At 30.6% G+C, this 19,188-nt stretch carries 17 protein-coding genes and 1 riboswitch; of the genes, 3 read left to right on the top strand and 14 right to left on the bottom strand.

All coding sequences use genetic code 11. From position 1 onward, the window contains the following. Window positions 1–45 precede the first annotated feature (45 nt). Complete coding sequence (locus I4V16_RS07405) at window positions 46–405, top strand: four helix bundle protein (RefSeq protein ID WP_049179981.1); 360 nt, start codon at window positions 46–48, stop codon at window positions 403–405. A 115-nt stretch (window positions 406–520) separates the two neighbouring features. Here I4V16_RS07405 and I4V16_RS07400 read toward each other — a convergent pair whose 3' ends face one another. From I4V16_RS07400 to I4V16_RS07375, 6 genes are all read right to left on the bottom strand, one after another. Beyond that, window positions 521–1,783 carry an aminotransferase class I/II-fold pyridoxal phosphate-dependent enzyme gene (locus I4V16_RS07400; RefSeq protein ID WP_195966615.1) on the bottom strand — a complete coding sequence of 421 codons (1,263 nt, stop codon included), beginning with the start codon at window positions 1,781–1,783 and terminating at the stop codon, window positions 521–523. 117 nt (window positions 1,784–1,900) lie between these two features. Continuing rightward, window positions 1,901–2,008: riboswitch (SAM riboswitch) on the bottom strand. Window positions 2,009–2,038: 30 nt separating this feature from the next. After that, window positions 2,039–2,608, bottom strand: coding sequence for a 5-formyltetrahydrofolate cyclo-ligase (locus I4V16_RS07395; RefSeq protein WP_195966614.1), 570 nt, complete (start codon window positions 2,606–2,608; stop codon window positions 2,039–2,041). A 78-nt stretch (window positions 2,609–2,686) separates the two neighbouring features. Beyond that, on the bottom strand, window positions 2,687–3,814 hold the full coding sequence (locus tag I4V16_RS07390; RefSeq protein WP_049179985.1) for a hypothetical protein: 1,128 nt from the start codon (window positions 3,812–3,814) through the stop codon (window positions 2,687–2,689). Window positions 3,815–3,905: 91 nt separating this feature from the next. Further along, entirely contained in the window at window positions 3,906–4,883 is a 978-nt protein-coding gene (locus I4V16_RS07385) for a homoserine dehydrogenase (protein ID WP_049179986.1), read from the bottom strand. A 192-nt stretch (window positions 4,884–5,075) separates the two neighbouring features. Beyond that, complete coding sequence (locus I4V16_RS07380; RefSeq protein WP_049179987.1) at window positions 5,076–6,371, bottom strand: M18 family aminopeptidase; 1,296 nt, start codon at window positions 6,369–6,371, stop codon at window positions 5,076–5,078. Between the two features lie 47 nt (window positions 6,372–6,418). Further along, entirely contained in the window at window positions 6,419–7,573 is a 1,155-nt protein-coding gene (locus tag I4V16_RS07375; protein ID WP_049179989.1) for an SH3 domain-containing protein, read from the bottom strand. Window positions 7,574–7,735: 162 nt separating this feature from the next. Between I4V16_RS07375 and I4V16_RS07370 the strand changes: the two genes are divergently transcribed. After that, complete coding sequence (locus tag I4V16_RS07370; RefSeq protein ID WP_195966613.1) at window positions 7,736–8,914, top strand: cation diffusion facilitator family transporter; 1,179 nt, start codon at window positions 7,736–7,738, stop codon at window positions 8,912–8,914. Between the two features lie 87 nt (window positions 8,915–9,001). Here the strand turns inward: I4V16_RS07370 and I4V16_RS07365 are convergent, their stop codons facing one another. The 3 genes from I4V16_RS07365 to I4V16_RS07355 are packed head-to-tail and all read right to left on the bottom strand — an operon-like array spanning window position 9,002 to window position 11,301. After that, a complete protein-coding gene (locus I4V16_RS07365; protein ID WP_099329327.1) occupies window positions 9,002–9,724 on the bottom strand; it encodes an amino acid ABC transporter ATP-binding protein in 723 nt (240 codons plus the stop codon). Next, on the bottom strand, window positions 9,711–10,415 hold the full coding sequence (locus tag I4V16_RS07360) for an amino acid ABC transporter permease (RefSeq protein WP_099329326.1): 705 nt from the start codon (window positions 10,413–10,415) through the stop codon (window positions 9,711–9,713). The genes I4V16_RS07365 and I4V16_RS07360 overlap by 14 nt, the downstream gene beginning before the upstream one ends. Window positions 10,416–10,473: 58 nt before the next feature. Next, window positions 10,474–11,301 carry a transporter substrate-binding domain-containing protein gene (locus tag I4V16_RS07355; RefSeq protein ID WP_099329325.1) on the bottom strand — a complete coding sequence of 276 codons (828 nt, stop codon included), beginning with the start codon at window positions 11,299–11,301 and terminating at the stop codon, window positions 10,474–10,476. A gap of 289 nt (window positions 11,302–11,590) precedes the next feature. Here I4V16_RS07355 and I4V16_RS07350 point away from each other — a divergent pair, with 289 nt between their 5' ends. After that, complete coding sequence (locus I4V16_RS07350) at window positions 11,591–12,676, top strand: PRK06851 family protein (RefSeq protein ID WP_049179994.1); 1,086 nt, start codon at window positions 11,591–11,593, stop codon at window positions 12,674–12,676. A 66-nt stretch (window positions 12,677–12,742) separates the two neighbouring features. Here I4V16_RS07350 and I4V16_RS07345 read toward each other — a convergent pair whose 3' ends face one another. From I4V16_RS07345 to lysA, 5 genes are all read right to left on the bottom strand, one after another. Further along, window positions 12,743–14,842 carry a UvrD-helicase domain-containing protein gene (locus tag I4V16_RS07345; RefSeq protein WP_111937451.1) on the bottom strand — a complete coding sequence of 700 codons (2,100 nt, stop codon included), beginning with the start codon at window positions 14,840–14,842 and terminating at the stop codon, window positions 12,743–12,745. A gap of 80 nt (window positions 14,843–14,922) precedes the next feature. After that, window positions 14,923–16,839, bottom strand: a complete 1,917-nt coding sequence (gene ftsH, locus I4V16_RS07340; RefSeq protein WP_111937450.1) for an ATP-dependent zinc metalloprotease FtsH — start codon at window positions 16,837–16,839, stop codon at window positions 14,923–14,925. A 25-nt stretch (window positions 16,840–16,864) separates the two neighbouring features. Next, window positions 16,865–17,380, bottom strand: coding sequence for a signal peptidase I (gene lepB / locus I4V16_RS07335; protein ID WP_049179996.1), 516 nt, complete (start codon window positions 17,378–17,380; stop codon window positions 16,865–16,867). Then, the gene (locus I4V16_RS07330) at window positions 17,380–17,637 is read right to left on the bottom strand and encodes a DUF3006 domain-containing protein (protein WP_242979719.1); all 258 of its coding nucleotides are present in this window, start codon (window positions 17,635–17,637) and stop codon (window positions 17,380–17,382) included. Before I4V16_RS07330 ends, lepB begins: the two co-directional genes overlap by 1 nt. A 147-nt stretch (window positions 17,638–17,784) precedes the next feature. Beyond that, window positions 17,785–19,080, bottom strand: a complete 1,296-nt coding sequence (gene lysA, locus I4V16_RS07325) for a diaminopimelate decarboxylase (protein ID WP_049179997.1) — start codon at window positions 19,078–19,080, stop codon at window positions 17,785–17,787. Window positions 19,081–19,188 lie beyond the last annotated feature (108 nt).

Raw genomic sequence — 19,188 nt, 5'->3', positions numbered from 1 at the left:
TTAAGAACTGTCCAGTTTTTAAATAGGTTATTTAGGAGGTGTAAAATGAGTAAATCTATATTAATTGAAAAAAGCTATCAATTTTCTCTAGATATAGTTAGTTTATATTATGACATGATAAATAATAATGAATATACAATATCTAAGCAAATACTTAAATCAGGAACTAGTATAGGCGCAAATGTAAGAGAAGCTAATTTTGCAGAAAGTAAAGCTGACTTCATTCATAAGATAAAAATTGCCCAAAAGGAATGTAGCGAAACTATCTATTGGCTAGATATTATAAAAGATTCTAATCGAATGGATTATGAGGTTAAAAAATTGCATATTGATAGTTTAATAATTATGAAGATATTATGTAACACAATAAAATCTATAAAATTAAATAAAAATAGCCTGCCTTAAGCAGGTTTATAGCTCTTTAGAACCACAGGTTTATCCTGTGGTTTTCTAAATACAAAGAAAAGAGAAATTGCGCCGCAATTTCTCAACAATATCTTGATTATCTTGGTTATCTTTTTTATCTTAACAACGCTTGTTTTAAGTCATCAATAATATCTTCTACATTTTCTAAACCAACAGATAATCTAACTAATCCTGGTGTAATTCCTGCTGCTACTAATTGTTCATCTGTTAATTGTCTGTGAGTTGAACTTGCTGGATGAAGTACGCAAGTTCTTATATCTGCAACATGTACTACATTTGAAGCTAAGTTTAATGAATCCATAAACTTAACTGCTTCTTCTCTACCACCCTTTATTGAGAAAGATATTACTCCACTACATCCTTGAGGAAGATACTTATTTGCTAAATGATGATACTTATTTTCTTTTAATGTAGGATAATTTACAAATTCAACTTTATCTGATGAATTTAAAAACTCTGCTATCTTTTCAGCATTTCTGCAATGCCTTTCTATTCTAACTGGTAATGTTTCTAAACCTAAATTTAATAAAAAAGCATTTTGTGCAGATGGATAACATCCTAAGTCCCTCATAAGTTGAACTCTTGCTTTTGTTATATAGGCTGCTTTCCCAAAGCTTTCAGTATATATAACACCATGATAAGATTCATCTGGCTCAGTAAACTCTGGGAACTTTCCGTTTGTCCAATCGAAATTACCGCTATCTACAATAACTCCACCTACTTGAACCGCATGTCCATCCATATATTTTGTTGTTGAATGAATAACTATATCTGCTCCGTGTTCTATTGGTCTACACAAAATAGGTGTTGCAAATGTATTATCTATAATTAATGGTACGTTATTTTTATGGGCAATATTTGCAAACTTTTCTATATCTAATATTGAAATAGCTGGATTTGCAATAGTCTCTCCAAATACAACTTTAGTATTATCTTTAAATGCTTTTTGGATTTCCTCCTCTGATGCATCTGGATTAACAAATGTACATTCTATACCAAATTTCTTAAGAGTAACTGCCAAAAGATTTATCGTTCCTCCATATATGGTAGCTGCACTTACAATATGGTCACCTGCACTAAGTATATTTAATATACTTATCATTGATGCTGCTTGACCAGATGTAGTACATAGGGCACCTATTCCCCCTTCTAATGAAGCTATCTTTTCCTCAACTGCCCCAACAGTAGGATTAGATATTCTTGAGTACATATGCCCATCTGCAGTTAAATCAAATAATTTACCTATCTGATCTGTGGATTCATAAGTATAAGTTGTGCTTTGATATATTGGCAAAGCTCTTGGTTCTCCATTTTTAGGCTTATAGCCTTCATGTAAACACTTTGTTTCTATTTTCATAATAGCCCTCCTAATAAATATAAAATTTTATACTTTCCTAGACGTAAATAAAGCTATTTATCTAAGAGATAAATAGCAATAACGACATAATTTATATTAACTTCGTCATAACTTAACCTCTCATTTCTCAGGAAACTCCTGCAGGATTTAGCACAGTTCTAATAAATGAATATTAGTTGTTGCTAGGCTTCATAGGGCCAGTCCCTCCACCATTCTTAATAAAAGATTATACGATTAATCTAATTATACACCATCTTATTTACTTTTCAAGCATTTTATGGTTTCTCTTTCTGTAATTACCATATCAACTTTTATATCATGCTTTTCAGAGGGTACTTCTTCTAATATTTGAATATCATAAGCTAATGCTATAGTTGGAATATCACTGCTCATTCCACATAAAAATTTGTCATAATATCCCCCTCCATAGCCAATTCTATTTCCACTTCTATCAAAAGCTACCCCCGGCATTATTATTAAATCAATATCCTCTTTATTAAATATTTCAGAAATATCTGTAGGCTCTAATATTCCGAACTTATTTTTCTCTAATCCATCTAAAGTATTTATCTCTATTCCATACATTACTTTATTTTTCATATCTGTATATGGAATAATTATTTTCTTTCCTTCATTAAGAAAGTCTTCTACATATTTAATAGTATTTATCTCACTTCCAAAACCTAAATATATGAAAATATTTTTGCTATTTTTATATATTTCATTATCTCTTAACTTCTCCTCAATCTTTTTATCTAGATCACTTTTATTCTTTAACAAATCTCTTTTTGCAATTACTTCTCTTCTTATCTCTTTTTTATTCATATTAACCACCAAAATAGAGAAACCCAAGCGTCATTTGCTTGAGTTTCATAATTATTCTTATTGCTTATTTTACCCTAACTAGTTACTTCCTACAATAACCTCTAGGTTCTTAATCTTTACATCACATTCTTCAACAACTACATAGTGTTCTAAGAACTTATCAAAGATAACGTCTGTATCCTTTAAGTAGAATTCATTTAATCCAACTTCAAACTCTACTTCTGCTCCCTCTACAGGACAGAAATAAACAACTTCATCATCATAATGATCTAACATATAATTAAGAATTAATTCATTTAGTTTTTCACATACAACTAAATATGCTACTTCCATACCCTTTTTCTTATGTATTAAAGAGAATATACAAGCAGTAGTTCCTAATATACCTTCTTCTTTAATTCTTACATTATATTTATTTTCATAGAAGCTCTTAATAGCTTTTACTCTAACTTCAAACTTATTTTCTATTGCATAATTTAATTTACTTTCTACAGCATCATTATACTCATCTATTATTCTTATTAAATCTTCATAAGATATATCTGATCCCTTTACCTTAGTCAAATCTGTAACTTGAACAACCTTTTCAACAACCTTCTCAATCACATTCTCAACCACGTTCTCAACAACCTTTTCTTCTATTTTATTCTTTTCCTCTTTTACTTCTTCATTAGGACTATTGTAATAGTAATTAAAATAGTCTTCATTAGTTGTATTTTCTTCTAAGGAAGTAACATCTCCTTGAACAGGTTGTACAACTTCTACTTCTGGAATTTCTTCCGCAGCTTCTTTTGCTTCTACCCATTGGCTGTCTACTATAGGATCTTCAACTATGTCTTCTAAGTTATTCTCATTAGCATTAACTAATATAACTTCGTCATCTAGTTTAATATTAGATGAACCAAAACCACTATTATCTTCTTCTGCTATTAAGTCTAGGTCATCATCATATCCTAATAAATCGTCATCTCCATCTGCTTCTCCCATAAGATCTTTTAATATATCTTTTTGAAGCTCTTCTTCATAAAGTTCTGTTTCACTTTTTAAAGTTACTATATTTCCTTCCACCTTAAACTTTGGTGATTGTTGTAATGCCTCTAATATATCTTCCTTTTTTAATTCAGGAAACCAAGCATATACAGCACTTAAAGTTAATTGTCTTAACCCCATAAGCATAAATTCAAGTTTACTTAACATTCTCTCCATAAATACCACCTCAACGCCTTAATTTAACATAAACACCCTATAATTAATATTTTATACTATTGTGGTAATATTTACAACGAGTTTTTCTTTTTTACTTTAAATTTGTTATATCTCTAACTATTGATGCAGCTGCGTTTTCTACCCCTGAAGCTCCCCCTATAATTGTTATATTTCCTAGAACATCGGTCTTAAATAAAATCCCCTTGTTTTTCCCATCTACACTATATAAACTATGTTCATCATTTAATATTTCTGGTGAAACTTTTATTTTTATTTCATCATTTTCTCTATATGTTTTTCCCAGAAGCTTAATCTTCCCCCCACTATCTTTTGCCCTATTAATAACTTCTTTGGATAGATTACTTATACCAACTATATCCACATCCTTTAATGCTATTTGTGAATCAAAAAAATAGTTTGTGAGTATAATCATTTTTATAGCAGTATCATATCCTTCCACATCCATATAAGGATTAGTTTCAGCTATGCCTATGCTTTGTGTTTTATGTAAAGCTTCTTCATAGCTAACTTCCTTTTCTGACATCTCACTTAGAATGAAATTACTTGTTCCATTTAATATTCCTTCAATTCCTAATATATCTGCTCCTGCACAGCCAACTAAACCACCTTCTATAGTAGGAAGTGCAGCTCCCACTGTGCATCCTATTCCTAACTTAGCACTATTTTCTTTAGCTAACTTTTTTAACCCCGTATAATCTATTAATATAGGTCCCTTATTGCCAGTAACTACACTTACTCCATTTTCTAATGCTAACCTTATAAAGGACAATCCAGGTTCTCCAGTGTCTTTATTAGTTGGAGTAAGCTCAATTAAGTAATCAATACCAATATCTATAACATTCTCTAGACTTAGCCCCTTTGACCAAAATTCATGTCTATGCAAGTTATCTTCATTTATAAGTATACTGTCTATATTTATTCCATTTTTGCAGACAATGCCACCATCACTCTTTATTATAAATTTTATATTAAAATCATATTTTTTCTTTTTTATTAATCTAACTAATGCTTTTCCAACTCCGCCATACCCTATTATTCCTATATCCATGCTCTCTCCCCAATCTTAAGTAATAAAAAGGTTGGGTGGATATTTATTTTGCTTGTTCCGTCGCTACGTTCCAAGTCACATCAAAACAAATATCCACCACACTCCTACTAAAGGTAATGAAATTATAAAATTATTATCCTTGATTTTATAATTTCCTATTCATCAAAAAAACTCGCAAAGCGAGTTTCTTTATTATATATTATAAAATTCAGTAAATGCTTTTACTGTGTATTCATTATCTTCCACACTTGCTAACTCTCTTACAGAATGCATTGATAATAAAGGCGCTCCCATATCAACAACTGGAATACATAAATTAGCTGCTGTTATTGGACCTATTGTAGTACCACCTCTTACATCTGATCTATTAACAAACACTTGACATGGAACATTTGCTTTTTCACAAACTCCCTTAAATATTGCAGATGCATAACTATCAGTTGAGTAGCTACCTGATGCTGCCATCTTAATTACAGGGCCTCCACCTAGTACTGGTTTATTAACTGGATCATGTTTTTCCACCTGATTTGGGTGAACAGCGTGAGCTAAATCTGCTGATATCATAACTGAATTTGATAAAGCTCTCATAAACTCTTCTCTATCTTTTCCTAAAGCTAGTGTAATTCTTTCTAAAACTGTTTGTAATAGAGTTGAGTTTGCACCTTGAGCTGTTAAACTTCCAATCTCTTCATTATCTATACATACCATAATCTTTGTAGCTTTAGAATCATTACTGTCTATAAGTGCTTTAACTCCAGCATAAACCATCCATAAATCATCAAGTCTTCCTGCAGAAATTAACTCCTCTTCTAAACCTAATAAACAACCCTTTTCACATTCATATAAGAATAAATCAAAATCTAAAATTTCTTCTATTTTTACTCCTAATTCATCACTTATTAATTTTAAAAGATATCCCTCTTTTTCAAACTTTTCATTTATAAAACCTAATAGTGGTAATGTATCTTTTTGTCTATTAATTGCATAACCTTCATTAACATTTCTATTCATATGAATAGCTAAGTTTGGTATTATCAATAGTGGTTTCTTAAAATCTATTAGCTTTATTGAAGGCTTTAAAGGATTTTCTCCCTTTATCGCAACCCTACCTGCTAATGAAAGTGGTCTGTCAAACCAAGTACTTAAAATTGGGCCACCATAAACCTCAGTATTTAGTTTTACATACTTATTTTCTACCTTCATTTCTGCATTAGGCTTTATTTTAAATGTAGGTGAATCAGTATGTGCTCCTATTAACTTAAATCCACCATTTTCAATTTCTTCACTTCCTATTTGAAAGGCTATTATTGCAGAACCGTTCTTCATAAAGTAATACTTGCCACCACTAGTTAAATTCCACTTTTCACTTTCCTTTACTTCCTTATAACCAACATTGTCTAGCATACTCTTTACAGTATGTGCTCCATGATACGCAGTTGGACTTTCATTTATAAATCCTATCAATTCTTTTGCTAATTCTTTTTTCATGTTTATACTCCTTAACTTTATCTTATAGTTATTATATTTTAACAAAACTAGCCAAGTTTTATAAAGTATTTTTCAACAAACCCTATTCTTTTTCCTATCGTACTTTGATACACTATCTTATACCAATCTCCAACTTCCTGCATGACATTAACTTTTTGTGCAGCCAATAAGTAACCTACTACATAATTTTCTTCTCCTGCACCTCTCCTTACAGCTAAATTGGTATCTATATTTACAACAGTTCCTTCCCTATTTATGTCTCTTTTTATTGTAGGAACAGTTACTTTTCTTTTTTCAATTATAGTACTATTCTCTACCTTAGGAACTTCTATTATACTATCTTTACTTTTGCTCAATTTTTCTAGCTCTTCTAAGGCATTGTATGTCTTTGTAGGTTGTTTATAAAACTTACTTATTTCTTTTAACGCCTCTTCTTCACTTATATCCTCTATAACTTCTTCCTTTTCTACACCTAAATCTTCTATTTCTATATATTCTTTATTTAAATAACCTACTATTATTTTATCTTCAGTTTCATAGGTAGTCTTTACCCATTCTCCTTGTTTTTCGTATATATTAAAACTATCTTTTGAAGCGATTCTACCTATTACCTCCGATTCATCATTAGGCTCTTTTCTTAAGTTTAATGATGAAAGCACTCCTATAATTTTCCCTTTTGCTATAGGCGTCAATTCACTTTCTAACCCCTTTAAAGCAAGCTTAAATCTATTCCAAGCCTTCTCATTCAATAATAACTCAGGACAAATCTTACCTGTAACATCATAATGTCTTTTTACATTATTAATTCCTATACCATAAATTTCCCTAAGTTTATTAACTAATACTATTACATTTTTTAAGGTTCTATTTATATCCCTACTATCTCTAATAAACATAGCAACAGAAATACTGTTAGAATTGGTTACATCCTTAGATGGCTTGTCTCCTACATGCCATCCTCTCCAATCATCCTCCAGTAACTTTATCACATTCCTTGGTCCTACTAAATAATGTATAGATTCCTTTGCATCCTTCTCTCTAGCAATATAATTTCTATACTCCCTCATAGTAGTAAATCTATTATCTGATATATCATGAATAACTATATATTTAGGCTTTATAAATATTCCTTTTGTATAGTTTATTCCAATTAAGTTTTTAGTTATGCTTATTCCGTTTACTTCTGTAATAGCCTTCTTCATGATATCCCCCTCCTCACTTACCACTAATTTACATAATTGATTATACCATATTCATCCAAAATTAAGTACAGATTTTCTGCATTTTTAGTGATATAATTGATTATTATATTTAAGTGATATACAATAATATATATTTATAGAGAATGATAGGAGTTGATGTTGTTGATATCAAACTTTTTAGTAAAGAAGTTTATAAAAAACAGTGAGGACATAAAAAGTGAAAAGGTAAGGAGTGCCTATGGAATACTTGGTGGTGTAGTAGGAATAATAGTTAATTTAATTTTATTCGCTACCAAACTTACAGTAGGTGTAGTAGCTTCAAGTATTGCTATTATGGCAGATGCATTTAATAACTTATCTGATGCTGCTTCTTCTATCGTTACAATTATTGGTTTTAAAATGGCTGATAAGCCTGCTGATGCTGAACATCCATTTGGACATGGTAGAATGGAATATATATCAGCTTTAATAGTAGCATTTATGGTAATGCTAGTAGGTATACAGTTTATCAAATCATCTTTTGAACGTATACTTAATCCTGTTAGTATAACATTTGAATTTATACCATTTATACTATTATTAGTATCAATTTTATTTAAACTTTGGTTATCAAGATTCAATAAATTTGTAGGTAATACTATTAATTCTTCTGCATTGAAAGCTGCTTCTGTAGATGCATTAGGAGATGTTTTTACTTCTTCTTGTGTTACAATTTCATTTTTAGCATCTAAATTTACATCCTTTCCTATAGACGGGTATTTCGGTCTTATTGTAGCAGTATTTATAGTATATTCTGGTTATACTCTTATTAAAGAAACTATAAATCCTATTTTAGGAGAAGCTCCTGACCCAGAATTAGTTAATAATATTAAAGATTTAGTTCTATCATATGAACATATTACAGGAGTTCATGATTTAATTATTCACAACTATGGACCGGGAAGATGTATGGCATCTATTCACGCAGAAATTCCATCTGATATATCAGTTATGAAAATTCATGAAATAATTGATACAGCAGAAAGAGAAATTTCTAGCAAGTTAAATATATATCTAGTTATTCATATGGATCCTATTTGTGTATTTACTGATGAAGTTAAGCTAGCTTATGATGAGATTAATAAAATAATAAAATATAATCCTTTAATAAAATCTATGCATGACTTTAGAGTTGTTGGTGAGGGTGAAAAGAAGAACTTAATTTTTGATGTTGTTGTTAACCCGGAAAATCTTAAGAAGATTATGAGTGTTGATGAGTTAAAAGAAGATATAATAACAGCAATTAAATCCATACATCCGGAATATAATTGTATAATAACAATAGATAATGATTATGTATAAAAAGGTACTAGGTAAGTAGGCAGATAAAAGGAAGTTGCTGCGCAACTTCCTTTTATCTATCTTTTTTACCTTTTTACCTTGTACCTATCAAAGTACCTTTGATAAGAAATCTATTGTTCTTGGATTCTTAGGATTGTTGAATATTTCCTCAGGAGTTCCTTGTTCTACAATTACTCCCCCATCCATGAATAAAACTCTATCTCCAACTTCTTTAGCAAATCCCATTTCATGAGTAACTATAACCATTGTCATTCCGCCCTTGGCCAAGTCTTTCATTACTCCTAAAACTTCTCCTACCATTTCAGGGTCTAATGCAGATGTTGGCTCATCAAAAAGCATAACATCAGGTTCCATTGCAAGTGCTCTAGCTATAGCTATTCTTTGCTTCTGTCCTCCAGATAGGGATGATGGGTAAGCTTCCGCTTTGTCAACAAGCCCTACCATCTTTAAAAGATCCATAGCCTTTTTATTAGCTTCCTCTTTATTTATCCCTTTAACTTTAATCGGAGAAATAGTTATATTCTCTAACACTGTTTTATGAGGGAATAAATTAAATTGTTGGAATACCATACCCATCTTTTGTCTTAACTTATTAATATCATTCTTTTTATCTGTAATATCATTACCTTCAAATATTATTTTCCCTTCAGTAGGTACTTCTAAAAGGTTAAGGCATCTTAAAAAAGTTGATTTTCCAGAACCAGATGGTCCAATAACAACTACCACTTCCCCCTTATTTATGTGCTCATTAATTCCCTTTAAAACATCATTTTTTCCAAAGCTTTTGTGTAAATTGTTAACGTGAATCACTAGCCTTCAACCTCCTTTCAAGAATTCCAAGCAATCTTCCTAAAGTAAATGTTATTGTAAAATAACAAGCTGCTGCTACTATTAATGGCTCAAAACTCTTCCATGTAGCACCTTTAACTACATTAACTGCATACATTATTTCTGCAACTCCAATAGTTGACGCCATTGAAGATTCCTTTATAACTGCAACAAATTCATTACCTATAGCAGGTAAAATATTTTTTATAGCTTGAGGAATAACTATATATATCATTCCCTTTGCTTCTGTCATTCCTAAGCTTCTAGCAGCCTCCATTTGGCCTTTATCTACAGCTTCTATACCTGCCCTAATTATTTCTGATACATATGCTGCTGAATTTAATGATAAGGCTATAACACATGAGGTAAATGCTCCAAATTTAACTCCTAAAGCTGGAAGTCCAAAGAACACTAAATATATTTGTAAAAGTAGAGGTGTACCCCTAATTATTTCCACATATACATTAGAAACTATTCTTAAAATAGCTGTCAGTAAAGATTCTATAATTCTAATATTGAAAAACTTCACTTTTACAGTTTTCATTAAGCATAATATGGATCCTAATATTACCCCCATAATTACAGTCACTAAAGCTATACTGATTGTCCACTTTATACCTTCTAAAAACACAGGATAATACTTTTCTAAAAATGTAAAACTTAATTCCCTCATTGCTTCCTCCTTATCAAAAATAAAAGTCTCTTAAAACCTTAAGAGACTTTAAAACTTTCTACTCTACAACTTCGTTCTTACTTAACTTAACTCCATTTTCATAGAACTCTTGTATTTTGCCCTCGTCTTTAAGTCTTTTTATAGTCTTGTTTATTTGTTCCTTTAATGCATCTTGTTCCTTTGGAATACCTACTGCTGAACCACCGCCTGAATTATCTTGAATCTTCTCCTCAGCCACTGCTAGGTCATCATTAACTATTGCTTGAATATCTGCTACTGGTAACTCTACTATTAACGCGTCTAAATCTCCTCTTTTTAAAGTTTGTACTAATGTTGGTACATCCTTTAATAAAGTTACCTTTGCTCCCTCTATTTCATTAGCAATGCTTGCTTGAATAGATCCTGTTTGTGCCCCAACTTTCATTCCTTTTAAGTCGTCAATGCTCTTTATTTTGTCAGCATTTTTCTTTGATATTAATATTCCTTGCTCTGCTTCAAAATAAATATCTGAGAAATCAACTAGTTCCATTCTTTCTGGTTCTGGAGATAGTCCTGAAACTCCCATGTTAATAACTCCATTAGCTACTGATTCACAAATTGTATCAAAGTCCATTTCCTTAATTTCATAAGTAACTCCCATATCCTTTGCAATTTCAGCTATTAAATCAACATCCATTCCTACTTGTTTCTTTTCTCCATTTTCCATAACAAAGAATTCATATGGAGCATAATCTATACTCATACCTACTGTAAATTTCCCTGATTCTTTGATTTGAGTAAGCATGTCCTTCTTTTCTGCATCTTCTCCCCCACATGCAACCATTGAAATTGCCATAGCCCCAACAAGTGTTGTAGCAAATAGCTTCTTTAATAATCCTTTTTTCATTTTATGTTGTCCCCCTTTATTTCTAAAACTTATCTTTCATTTATTATGGTATAATTATACACCATACTTTTATATTTATGCAATACCCTTTGTATATTTTTTTAATATTTTTCCATACCATTAAAAATTATCCCTTAATATTATGCAAAACACTTATATTTATACCACTTTTCCTTATTTATCAAGTAACTTTATGCATAGCTTATTTTTATAAAACTTTTATCACCTTACTCATATAAATCATATATTATATTGATTTGAAAATATAATTTGAGTATAGGAGCAAAGTATGAATTATTCTAAACAAAGAGATTTATTTCCAGGTGGTAACACTTCCAAAGGTTTTTATTCTTTCTATAGGTATATCTTAACGCAAGAAGATGCTAACAAAATAATTTGCCTTAAAGGTGGGCCTGGTACAGGTAAATCTTCATTCATGAAAAAGATAGGCGCTTACTTTTTAGATCTTGGCTATTCCCTTGAATACCATCATTGTTCTTCAGATAATAACTCTTTAGATGGTTTAGTAATCAAGGAACTTAACGTAGCTATACTAGATGGGACTTCACCTCACGTTGTAGATCCTATTACTCCAGGGGCTGTAGATGAGATAGTAAACTTAGGAACAGCTCTTGATATGGATGTACTTAGCAAGAACAAAAAAGAACTAATTAGTATTAACAAAGAAATAGGAAAAACCTTTAAGCGAGCATACAGATTTTTAGGAGCAGCAAAAAGTGTTCATGAAGATTGGAGCACTTTAAATTATGAGTCCTTAAACTCTTATAAGGTAAATACTTTTATGGATAAAATAAAAGGTGAAATATTAACCTCCTCAAAATCAGGCTTTGGTGGCGAGAGACATTTATTTGGTACGGCTTTTACACCTAATGGAATAGTCACTTACAATAAGGCGTTATCCTCTAATGTTGATAAATTATATACTTTAAAAGGCGGTCCTGGCTTTGGCAAAACTGATATATTAAGATATATAGGATCTGAAGCTCAAAAGCTAGGCTACTTCGTTGAATATTTACACGACCCTCTAATTCCAGAAAGATTAGAAAATATTATAATTCCAGAAATATCAACTGGAATATTTACAACAAATGAAATAAGCAGACTTTCCTATGATTGCACTGTATATGATATGAAGGACTTATGTTCACCTCAAGCTCTATCTTCTAGAAAATCAGAAGTTGAAAATGATAAAGTTTTATTTGATACTCTTATAACTAAGGCTTTGCAATGTATTAAAAAAGCTAAAAGCTTCCATGATGAACTTGAAAGTTATTATATTAAGGCCATGGATTTTTCTGTAGTTGATGATATATATAAAGATACCTTGAAAAAAATAGAGAAATATACCAAGTAAAAAAGGTGGGGGAATATTTATTTTGCTTGTTCCATCACTGCACTCCTAAACAGTAAAAAAGCAGTCTTATGACTGCTTTTTTATTATAGATAACCTATGAAGTGCTCTTGTGCACATAATATATTTAACTAAGCTTGGAGTTTCTTCTCCCTCTTCTAGAATTATTACTCCATCAAATTCTAGACCTTTTGCATAATATGCAGGGATTAATACATTTCCTCCATTGTAGATTAAATCATCTCTATCAAAGCTCATTATCTTAATTCTTTCTTTTAACAAACCTGATATCTCTGGCATATTTTCTTTATTTTTAGTTATAACTGCTATGCTCTCTAATCCATCTTCTTGATAATCTTCTATTATAGATACAATGGTTTCAACTAAATCTTCCTTAGATGTAGTTTCTTCTTCTATAACAGGTTCTCCCTCTCTAACTAAAGGTATAACCTTATCTTCATTTAAGAATTGACTTGCATATTCCATTATTTGTTGAGTTGATCTATAGCTCTTTAACAAACTAAATTCCTTAACAGCATCTCCAAATACTTCTTCTAGATTTAACATAGCTGGCTCTTCTAATGTTGTAATTAGTCTTTGATTACTATCTCCAACTATAGTATAGCTCTTACATCCAGTAAGCTCCTTTATAAGCTTAAATTGTGTTGTATTATAATCTTGCGCTTCATCAATTACTACATGCTTATATTCTTTTTTACACTTTTTGCCCTCAAGCATAACCATTAAATATAATATTCCTGCTAAATCCATATACCCAAGAGCTTCAGTATTAGTTATTCTTTTATATAGGCTTACTGTATCTTCGTGATTAATCCATGATTCTAACTCATCTCTAGAATTCATCACCCCTCTAACAATTTCCCTTATTCTTATTCTTCTCTTAAATAAAAGATTGTTCTTTTCAATTTCTAATTCATCTGGAGATAACTTTGATATTTCTTCTTTAATATTAGCTTCTAATTCCCTTACTAGTTCGTCTCTCTTATCCTTAATTTTAGAAGTAAGTATTCTCTTAATCTTTTCACTTCTTCTAAATAGAGGCATATATCCATAATATTTAGTAAATAATTCTTTAATTTCATCTACAGAAACAATCTCTTCATCAAAGAATCTTACAGGTTGTATTTCAAAATATTCCTCATTCATCTTTTCTAAAGTCTTATCTAATAACTCTGTAAATTTCTTAGAACTTTTATACTTATATTCTTTAAGAGCTTCTTCATTTCCACTCATTGCTTCTTCTATATATTCAGAGAAACCTTTTACTGGTTCTTCTAAACCTATTTCTGATATAGCAAAGTTTTGGAATGTCATTTGAGTAACTCCACTTTCACCTAAGGTAGGCAAAACCTGACCAATATAATCCATAAATATGTCATTAGGTCCAAGTATTAATACCTTATCGCCAAATTGCTTTCTAAAATTATAAAGTAAATATGAAACTCTATGAAGGGCTATAGTTGTTTTACCTGACCCCGCTACTCCATTTACTACAACAACCTTATCTTTTGGAGCTCTTATTATTTCATCCTGCTCTTCTTGGATTGTCATTACTATATCTTTTAACTTTTCACTTGAATTAGATGTTAAGACCATTTGAAGTATATCATCTTTTACATCTATAGCTGAATCAAATAAACCTTTAAGTTCACCTTTTTTAACTATTAACTGTCTTCTTCCTAAAAGATTTGCATTTACAGCTCCATTAGGACACTCATAAGTAGTTTCTCCTAATGTACCTTTATAAAATAATGATGCAACTGGTGCTCTCCAGTCTACTATAACAGGGTCATAACTATCTTCTGGTGTTAACCCAAATCTACCAATATAGAATTCCTCTGCTCCCTCATCCTCTTCTGTGAAAGTTATCTTACCAAAGTAAGGAGAATCCTTTAATATAGTAAATTCCTTTAATCTCTTATCTATAGTCTTAAACGCTTCTTCCTTAACATAGTTTTCATGGTCAAAGTATTCAATTATCTTATCTTCATCATCTCTATATTCTTCAATTACTTTTTTTCTGTAATCAACTATATAATCTGTTATATTTTTTCTCTTAGATAGGTAATTTAAAATTTCATTATTTAAAATTTTAAGTGTCTCCTCTAGCTTTCCTTCTTCCATAATAAACTCTAAATCTTTATTCAAAAAAACACCTCCAAAATAACTAGGCTAAAAAATCACAGTAGTCTATTTTAGGCAACTGTGATTTTTTTTACTATATATTATTATTCATTATTTGTTTTATCTTCTGTTTCAGTAGTATTATCAACTTCAACAACTGTTTCAGTCTTTACTCCTTCAACCTTTTCTTTAGATTCTTCTTTTTTTAGCTCTGGATATTTTTCACATACTATTGCCATGAATTCATCTCCAAATAGAGTTTCCTTCTCTAATAATATCTCAGATATCTTATCTAATAAATCTCTATTTTCTCTTAATAACGCTCTAGCTTTATTATGAGCATCTTTTATTACTTTTAGTATTTCTTCATCTATTATAGTAGAAGTTTCTTCACTACAATTTCTTACGGCTCTACCATCTAAGTATCTATTTTGCATTGATTCAAGCCCCATCATATCAAATCTTTCACTCATACCATACATAGTAACCATACTTCTTGCAGTTTGAGTTGCTCTTTCAATATCATTAGATGCTCCTGTAGATATTAGCCCAAATACTTCTTCTTCAGCAGATCTACCACCAAGCATAACCATAATTTGATTCATAAGCTCTTCTTTTGAAATCAAGTATTTTTCCTCTTCAGGAAGTTGCATAGTGTACCCTAAAGCTCCCATAGTTCTAGGCACAATAGTAATCTTATGTACTGGATCTGTTCCTTCTAATAAGGCAGCCACAAGTGCGTGTCCTACTTCATGGAATGCAACAGCTTTCTTTTCCTTATCTGAAAGTATTCTATCCTTCTTTTCTTTACCAGCTATTATAACTTCCACAGCATCTCTTAAGTCTTCTTGTAAAACTGCTTTTCTTCCATGTTTTACAGCTCTTAAAGCAGCTTCATTTATAATATTTGCTAAATCTGCCCCAACTGCACCTGGAGTTCCTTTAGCTATTTCTTTTAAATCAACTTCTGCATCTAAACATACATTTTTAGCATGTACTCTAAGAATAGCTTCTCTACCTTTAAAATCAGGTCTATCTACAATTATTCTTCTATCAAATCTTCCTGGTCTTAATAATGCCTTATCTAAAATTTCTGGTCTATTTGTAGCTGCTAGTATTACAATACCTTTAGAAGAATCAAAGCCATCCATTTCAGAAAGTAATTGATTTAGAGTTTGCTCTCTTTCATCATTACTTTGTAGCTGATTATCTCTACTCTTACCTATAGCATCAATTTCATCTATGAATATTATACATGGTGCTTTCGCTTCTGCATCCTTAAATAATTCTCTTACTCTTGATGCACCAACACCAACAAACATTTCTACAAAACTTGAACCTGATAATGAGAAAAACGGCACTTTTGCTTCACCTGCTACAGCTTTAGCAATAAGTGTTTTTCCTGTACCTGGAGGCCCTACTAATAATGCTCCCTTTGGAAGTTTTGCACCTATTTCAGTATATTTAGCTGGACAATTTAAGAAATCAATTACCTCTTCTAATGATTCTTTGGCCTCTTCTTGTCCTGCAACATCTTTAAATGTTACACCAATTTCATTTTCAACATATACCTTAGCATTATTTTTTCCTATGGAGCCCATTCCTCCACCCATTTTACCCATTCTATTGAAAACCATTTTCCACATAAAGAATAAAAGTAACAGTGGAATTGCCATAGAAATTAAACTCTCTAATAAAACAGACTCTTTTGGATTTGTTCCATAGAATTCTATATCATCTGACTCTTTTAATTCCTTTATTAATTCTTCATCATTAAGATTTACTGTATATAATGTTTTACCTTTATATTCTGAATCTTCACTTGGAGTTATTATTAAATTCTCTTTAGATATAACTATTTTAGTTATTTGCTTTTTTTGCATTAGTGCTAAGAAATCATTGTATGAAATCTCTTGATTCTTATACATATTTCTTCCATAGCTAACCATGAATAATATTGCTCCAATTAATATAAAATACGTCCAAAAAGACGACTTATTCTTTTTAGGTTCCTTTTCCATACCTATATTCACCTCTTTCGTAAAATTACTTTATACTACCAAAATCCTTAAATGGATATACTTTTATTTGTGCCTTAGCTTCTATATATTTTCCATCAATATATGGATTTATCCACTTTCTAGAATCATGAGATATTGGCCTATTATCTCCTAAGAAGAAGTATTTCCCTTCTGGCACTTCAAATTTACCATAAAAGTGATCATTATTTACTACATAATCTTCTTGTAAAACTTCGCCATTTACCGATACTACTCCATCTTCTATATCAATTTTATCTCCTGGAAGACCAATTACTCTTTTAATTAGCATATCATCTAATTCTTCTGACCTAAACACAAGTATATCTCCACGTTTTATGTTATCAAGGTTGTATATCCTACTAACAAATAACTGATCATCAACATTTAAAGTAGGAATCATTGAACCTGATGGTATTTCAACTTTAAATATTAAAAATTGCTTAATTAATAAAGCAATTACAAATGCTAGTAAGATTGGTAATACCCAGTCTTTTATAAAATTACTCTTTTGCTCACTCATTAATCAGCCCACATTCCCTTCATTAAGTTTGAAATTTCTTCTTTTCTTTTTTTAGTTTCTTCTATATCTATACGGAAGTGGCCATCTTTCTTTACTAAACAATCTCCCTCTTTAGCTCCACTTTCTACTAAATACTTCTCTACATTTATTATATCTTCTTCTGGTGTTTCTATTACAAAATAGTCACCCTCTATTCTATCTACTGTAAACACTTCTTTCATCTGTCTATATCTTATCCTTCCTTTCCCCAAATTCATATTTTAAGTATAACATATTAAATGTTTTTTATAACCTCTTTACAATATATTTAATAAAAAATAAATATTTTATTATTGTTATTATACCCAATATTTCGACATAAAAAAAAGGCTATATAAAACTTAATATAACCTTTTAATAATTAGCTAATTTATTTCATTTTTTATTAAGTCTTCATAGCTTTCTCTCTTAGCTACTACCCTTGAATTACCTTCCATTGTCATTACTACTGCAGCTTTTGGAATCTTATTATAATTATTAGACATTGAATATCCATAAGCTCCTGTTGACATGATTGCAAGAATATCTCCAGTTTCACAAACTGGTAACATTGTATCCTTAATTAAGATATCTCCTGATTCACAACACTTTCCAGCTATAGTTACCTTTTCAATACAATCTTCATTCATTTTATTGGCTATGCAACATTCATACTTAGCATCATAAAGAGCTGGTCTAATATTATCAACCATACCTCCATCTACTGAAATATACTTTCTTACCTTAGGTATATCCTTAATTGCTCCAACTTTGTATAAAGTTAACCCTGCATTTCCAACTATTGAACGTCCTGGCTCTATAGTCAAGATTGGCTTCTTAATATTTAGGTTTTTGCATACATAATCAACCTTATTTAAAATAGCCTTACAATATTCTTTTGTTTCTTTAGGTGAATCTGCTTCTGTATAGTATATACCAAATCCTCCACCTAAATCTAACTCATCTATAATATATCCAGTTTCATTTTTTATCTTGTTTATTAAATTAAGCATTACTTCCGCTGCATCTTCAAAAGGTTCTAATTCAAATATTTGAGAACCAATATGACAATGAAGCCCTGATAAATTTATATTCTCTAGAGATATTGCTTTCTTAATAGCAGACATGATAATATCTCCAACTGGTGCAAAGCCAAACTTAGAATCTATTTGACCTGTCTTTATATAATCATGGGTGTGTGCTTCTATACCTGGAGTAATTCTTAAATATATATCTTGTACCTTTCCATACTCCTTAGCAAACTTATCAAGATATTCCATTTCATATAAATTATCTACAATAAACCTACCTACACCTAATTTTACTCCTAATTCTATCTCATCTAGGGTCTTATTGTTTCCATGAAAATATATTCTTTCCATAGGAACCCCTGCTTTATATGCAGTATATAATTCCCCTCCAGAAACTACATCAAGACATAATCCCTCTTCTTTTATTAACTTTGCCATTTCTACTGTTAAAAATGCTTTTCCTGCAAAAGCTACCCTATTTCCCTCTTCATCACATTTGAAGTTTTTATAATACTCATTACAGGTATCTCTAAGTAACTTTTCATCCATTACATATAAAGGTGTTCCATATTCTTTTACTAAATTACTTGCCCTAACGCCCCCAATTATTAACTCTTGGTCTCTTACTTCCATGCTTCCAAATAATTTCATACATAAAGCCCCCAATTTTAAAATTAACCTTTTAGAGTAAAAAAAATGTCACAGAATCTTCTGTGACTACTACTAAACAAATCTAAACTTGTTAAAATACATTATGAT

Origin of the sequence: Clostridium sp. 1001283B150210_160208_E6 (genome assembly GCF_015669365.1) — a bacterium.
Classification (GTDB): Bacteria; Bacillota; Clostridia; order Clostridiales; family Clostridiaceae; genus Clostridium; species Clostridium paraputrificum.
This window is presented reverse-complemented; position numbering and strand designations above follow the sequence as displayed.

Excerpts from the sequence above, each read along its gene's own strand:
- I4V16_RS07405 (WP_049179981.1), top strand. The coding sequence starts at position 46 with ATGAGTAAATCTATATTAATTGAAAAAAGCTATCAATTTTCTCTAGAT.
- I4V16_RS07400 (WP_195966615.1), bottom strand. The coding sequence starts at position 1,783 with ATGAAAATAGAAACAAAGTGTTTACATGAAGGCTATAAGCCTAAAAAT.
- I4V16_RS07395 (WP_195966614.1), bottom strand. The coding sequence starts at position 2,608 with ATGAATAAAAAAGAGATAAGAAGAGAAGTAATTGCAAAAAGAGATTTG.
- I4V16_RS07390 (WP_049179985.1), bottom strand. The coding sequence starts at position 3,814 with ATGGAGAGAATGTTAAGTAAACTTGAATTTATGCTTATGGGGTTAAGA.
- I4V16_RS07385 (WP_049179986.1), bottom strand. The coding sequence starts at position 4,883 with ATGGATATAGGAATAATAGGGTATGGCGGAGTTGGAAAAGCATTAGTT.
- I4V16_RS07380 (WP_049179987.1), bottom strand. The coding sequence starts at position 6,371 with ATGAAAAAAGAATTAGCAAAAGAATTGATAGGATTTATAAATGAAAGT.
- I4V16_RS07375 (WP_049179989.1), bottom strand. The coding sequence starts at position 7,573 with ATGAAGAAGGCTATTACAGAAGTAAACGGAATAAGCATAACTAAAAAC.
- I4V16_RS07360 (WP_099329326.1), bottom strand. The coding sequence starts at position 10,415 with ATGAGGGAATTAAGTTTTACATTTTTAGAAAAGTATTATCCTGTGTTT.
- I4V16_RS07355 (WP_099329325.1), bottom strand. The coding sequence starts at position 11,301 with ATGAAAAAAGGATTATTAAAGAAGCTATTTGCTACAACACTTGTTGGG.
- I4V16_RS07350 (WP_049179994.1), top strand. The coding sequence starts at position 11,591 with ATGAATTATTCTAAACAAAGAGATTTATTTCCAGGTGGTAACACTTCC.
- ftsH (WP_111937450.1), bottom strand. The coding sequence starts at position 16,839 with ATGGAAAAGGAACCTAAAAAGAATAAGTCGTCTTTTTGGACGTATTTT.
- lepB (WP_049179996.1), bottom strand. The coding sequence starts at position 17,380 with ATGAGTGAGCAAAAGAGTAATTTTATAAAAGACTGGGTATTACCAATC.
- I4V16_RS07330 (WP_242979719.1), bottom strand. The coding sequence starts at position 17,637 with ATGAATTTGGGGAAAGGAAGGATAAGATATAGACAGATGAAAGAAGTG.
- lysA (WP_049179997.1), bottom strand. The coding sequence starts at position 19,080 with ATGAAATTATTTGGAAGCATGGAAGTAAGAGACCAAGAGTTAATAATT.